Annotated in this window: 2 rRNA genes; both read right to left on the bottom strand. The window is 51.2% G+C overall.

Going from position 1 to position 4,707, the window contains the following annotated elements:
* Positions 1–14: 14 nt before the first annotated feature.
* Positions 15–2,936 (bottom strand): 23S ribosomal RNA (locus tag C7G42_RS34680).
* A 146-nt stretch (positions 2,937–3,082) separates the two neighbouring features.
* Positions 3,083–4,634: ribosomal RNA gene (locus tag C7G42_RS34675) — 16S ribosomal RNA — on the bottom strand.
* Together the 16S and 23S rRNA genes form the textbook arrangement of a ribosomal RNA operon.
* Positions 4,635–4,707 lie beyond the last annotated feature (73 nt).

Raw genomic sequence — 4,707 nt, 5'->3', positions numbered from 1 at the left:
TTGCTTCATATTATATGGTTAAGTCCTCGATCTATTAGTATTCGTCAGCTCCACATGTCACCATGCTTCCACCTCGAACCTATCAACCTGATCATCTTTCAGGGATCTTACTAGCTTACGCTATGGGAAATCTCATCTTGAGGGGGGCTTCATGCTTAGATGCTTTCAGCACTTATCCCTTCCGCACATAGCTACCCAGCTATGCCCTTGGCAGAACAACTGGTACACCAGCGGTGCGTCCATCCCGGTCCTCTCGTACTAAGGACAGCTCCTCTCAAATTTCCTGCGCCCACGACGGATAGGGACCGAACTGTCTCACGACGTTCTGAACCCAGCTCGCGTACCGCTTTAATGGGCGAACAGCCCAACCCTTGGGACCGACTACAGCCCCAGGATGCGATGAGCCGACATCGAGGTGCCAAACCTCCCCGTCGATGTGGACTCTTGGGGGAGATAAGCCTGTTATCCCCGGGGTAGCTTTTATCCGTTGAGCGATGGCCCTTCCATGCGGAACCACCGGATCACTAAGCCCGACTTTCGTCCCTGCTCGACTTGTAGGTCTCGCAGTCAAGCTCCCTTATGCCTTTGCACTCTACGAATGATTTCCAACCATTCTGAGGGAACCTTTGGGCGCCTCCGTTACACTTTAGGAGGCGACCGCCCCAGTCAAACTGCCCACCTGACACTGTCTCCCGGGTCGATAAGACCCGTAGGTTAGAATTTCAATACAGTCAGGGCGGTATCCCACCAGCGCCTCCACCGAAGCTAGCGCTCCGGTTTCAATGGCTCCCGCCTATCCTGTACAAACTGTACCAAAATTCAATATCAGGCTACAGTAAAGCTCCACGGGGTCTTTCCGTCCTGTCGCGGGTAACCTGCATCTTCACAGGTACTATAATTTCACCGAGTCTCTGGTTGAGACAGTGCCCAAATCGTTACACCTTTCGTGCGGGTCGGAACTTACCCGACAAGGAATTTCGCTACCTTAGGACCGTTATAGTTACGGCCGCCGTTTACTGGGGCTTCAGTTCAGAGCTTCGCTTACGCTAACCCCTCTCCTTAACCTTCCAGCACCGGGCAGGTGTCAGCCCCTATACTTCGCCTTACGGCTTCGCAGAGACCTGTGTTTTTGCTAAACAGTCGCTTGGGCCTATTCACTGCGGCTTTCCGTTAAGAAAGCACCCCTTCTCCCGAAGTTACGGGGTCATTTTGCCGAGTTCCTTAACCAGAGTTCTCTCGCACACCTTAGGATTCTCTCCTCGCCTACCTGTGTCGGTTTGCGGTACAGGCACCTTTTATCTCGCTAGAAGCTTTTCTTGGCAGCGGGGAATCAAAGACTTCGCTCCATAAGGAGCTTCCCCATCACAGCTCAGCCTTCACGATAAGCGGATTTGCCTACTTATCAGCCTAACTGCTTGGACGTGCACAACCAATCGCACGCTTCTTCTATCCTTCTGCGTCCCTCCATTGCTCAAACGATAAAGAGGTGGTACAGGAATATCAACCTGTTGTCCATCGCCTACGCCTGTCGGCCTCGGCTTAGGTCCTGACTAACCCTGAGCGGACGAGCCTTCCTCAGGAAACCTTAGGCATTCGGTGGACGGGATTCTCACCCGTCTTTCGCTACTCATACCGGCATTCTCACTTCTAAGCGCTCCACCAGTCCTTCCGGTCTGACTTCACTGCACTTAGAACGCTCCCCTACCACTGATACCATTGGTATCAATTCGCAGCTTCGGTGGTGTATTTAGCCCCGGTACATTTTCGGCGCAGAGTCACTCGACTAGTGAGCTATTACGCACTCTTTAAATGGTGGCTGCTTCTGAGCCAACATCCTAGTTGTCTAAGCAACTCCACATCCTTTTCCACTTAATACACACTTTGGGACCTTAGCTGGCGATCTGGGCTGTTTCCCTCTTGACTACGGATCTTATCACTCGCAGTCTGACTCCTAAGGATAAGTCATTGGCATTCGGAGTTTGACTGAATTCGGTAATCCGATGAGGACCCCTAGTTCAATCAGTGCTCTACCTCCAAGACTCTTACACTTAAGGCTAGCCCTAAAGCTATTTCGGGGAGAACCAGCTATCTCCAGGTTCGATTGGAATTTCTCCGCTACCCACACCTCATCCCCGCACTTTTCAACGTGCGTGGGTTCGGGCCTCCATTCAGTGTTACCTGAACTTCACCCTGGACATGGGTAGATCACCTGGTTTCGGGTCTACGACCACGTACTAAACGCCCTATTCAGACTCGCTTTCGCTGCGGCTCCGCCTCTTCAGCTTAACCTCGCACGGGATCGTAACTCGCCGGTTCATTCTACAAAAGGCACGCCATCACCCATTAACGGGCTCTGACTATTTGTAGGCACACGGTTTCAGGATCTCTTTCACTCCCCTTCCGGGGTGCTTTTCACCTTTCCCTCACGGTACTGGTTCACTATCGATCACTAGGGAGTATTTAGCCTTGGGAGATGGTCCTCCCAGATTCCGACGGAATTTCACGTGTTCCGCCGTACTCAGGATACATTCAAGAGAGAACGAAGTTTCGACTACGGGGTTGTTACCCTCTGTGACGGACCTTTCCAGGTCGCTTCGTCTACCTCGTTCCTTTGTAACTCCGTATAGAATGTCCTACAACCCCAAGAGGCAAGCCTCTTGGTTTGGGCTAGATTCCGTTTCGCTCGCCGCTACTCAGGAAATCGCATTTGCTTTCTCTTCCTCCAGGTACTTAGATGTTTCAGTTCCCTGGGTCTGTCTTCCATACCCTATGTATTCAGGTAAGGATACCATACCATTACGTATAGTGGGTTTCCCCATTCGGAAATCTTCGGATCAAAGCTTACTTACAGCTCCCCGAAGCATATCGGCGTTAGTCCCGTCCTTCATCGACTCCTAGTGTCAAGGCATCCACCGTGCGCCCTTTCTAACTTAACCAAACTAAAATTAAAAAAATATGAGCTACACTGTTATCTAGTTTTCAAAGAACATACATTTAAACTTGAGAGATAGTTCTCTCAAAACTGAACGAAACAAAACAAGTCAACGTTTATTGATGAACTGCGTTCATCAATTCTCCATAGAAAGGAGGTGATCCAGCCGCACCTTCCGATACGGCTACCTTGTTACGACTTCACCCCAATCATCTGTCCCACCTTAGGCGGCTGGCTCCATAAAGGTTACCCCACCGACTTCGGGTGTTACAAACTCTCGTGGTGTGACGGGCGGTGTGTACAAGGCCCGGGAACGTATTCACCGCGGCATGCTGATCCGCGATTACTAGCGATTCCAGCTTCATGTAGGCGAGTTGCAGCCTACAATCCGAACTGAGAACGGTTTTATGAGATTAGCTCCACCTCGCGGTCTTGCAGCTCTTTGTACCGTCCATTGTAGCACGTGTGTAGCCCAGGTCATAAGGGGCATGATGATTTGACGTCATCCCCACCTTCCTCCGGTTTGTCACCGGCAGTCACCTTAGAGTGCCCAACTTAATGATGGCAACTAAGATCAAGGGTTGCGCTCGTTGCGGGACTTAACCCAACATCTCACGACACGAGCTGACGACAACCATGCACCACCTGTCACTCTGCTCCCGAAGGAGAAGCTCTATCTCTAGAGTTTTCAGAGGATGTCAAGACCTGGTAAGGTTCTTCGCGTTGCTTCGAATTAAACCACATGCTCCACCGCTTGTGCGGGCCCCCGTCAATTCCTTTGAGTTTCAGCCTTGCGGCCGTACTCCCCAGGCGGAGTGCTTAATGCGTTAACTTCAGCACTAAAGGGCGGAAACCCTCTAACACTTAGCACTCATCGTTTACGGCGTGGACTACCAGGGTATCTAATCCTGTTTGCTCCCCACGCTTTCGCGCCTCAGTGTCAGTTACAGACCAGAAAGTCGCCTTCGCCACTGGTGTTCCTCCATATCTCTACGCATTTCACCGCTACACATGGAATTCCACTTTCCTCTTCTGCACTCAAGTCTCCCAGTTTCCAATGACCCTCCACGGTTGAGCCGTGGGCTTTCACATCAGACTTAAGAAACCACCTGCGCGCGCTTTACGCCCAATAATTCCGGATAACGCTTGCCACCTACGTATTACCGCGGCTGCTGGCACGTAGTTAGCCGTGGCTTTCTGGTTAGGTACCGTCAAGGTGCCAGCTTATTCAACTAGCACTTGTTCTTCCCTAACAACAGAGTTTTACGACCCGAAAGCCTTCATCACTCACGCGGCGTTGCTCCGTCAGACTTTCGTCCATTGCGGAAGATTCCCTACTGCTGCCTCCCGTAGGAGTCTGGGCCGTGTCTCAGTCCCAGTGTGGCCGATCACCCTCTCAGGTCGGCTACGCATCGTCGCCTTGGTGAGCCGTTACCTCACCAACTAGCTAATGCGACGCGGGTCCATCCATAAGTGACAGCCGAAGCCGCCTTTCAATTTCGAACTATGCAGTTCAAAATATTATCCGGTATTAGCCCCGGTTTCCCGGAGTTATCCCAGTCTTATGGGTAGGTTACCCACGTGTTACTCACCCGTCCGCCGCTAACTTCATAAGAGCAAGCTCTTAATCCATTCGCTCGACTTGCATGTATTAGGCACGCCGCCAGCGTTCATCCTGAGCCAGGATCAAACTCTCCAATAAAGTTAGTTTGTCTAGCATCTAAAAATAAAAATTGACGTTCACGTTGTTTGTTTCGTTCAGTTTTCAAAGAACT

Source organism: Bradyrhizobium sp. MOS003, from assembly GCF_003020125.1.
Classification (GTDB): domain Bacteria; phylum Pseudomonadota; class Alphaproteobacteria; order Rhizobiales; family Xanthobacteraceae; genus Bradyrhizobium.
The sequence above is the reverse complement of the archived record's forward strand: the minus strand, read 5'-3'. Positions and strand labels throughout refer to the sequence as shown.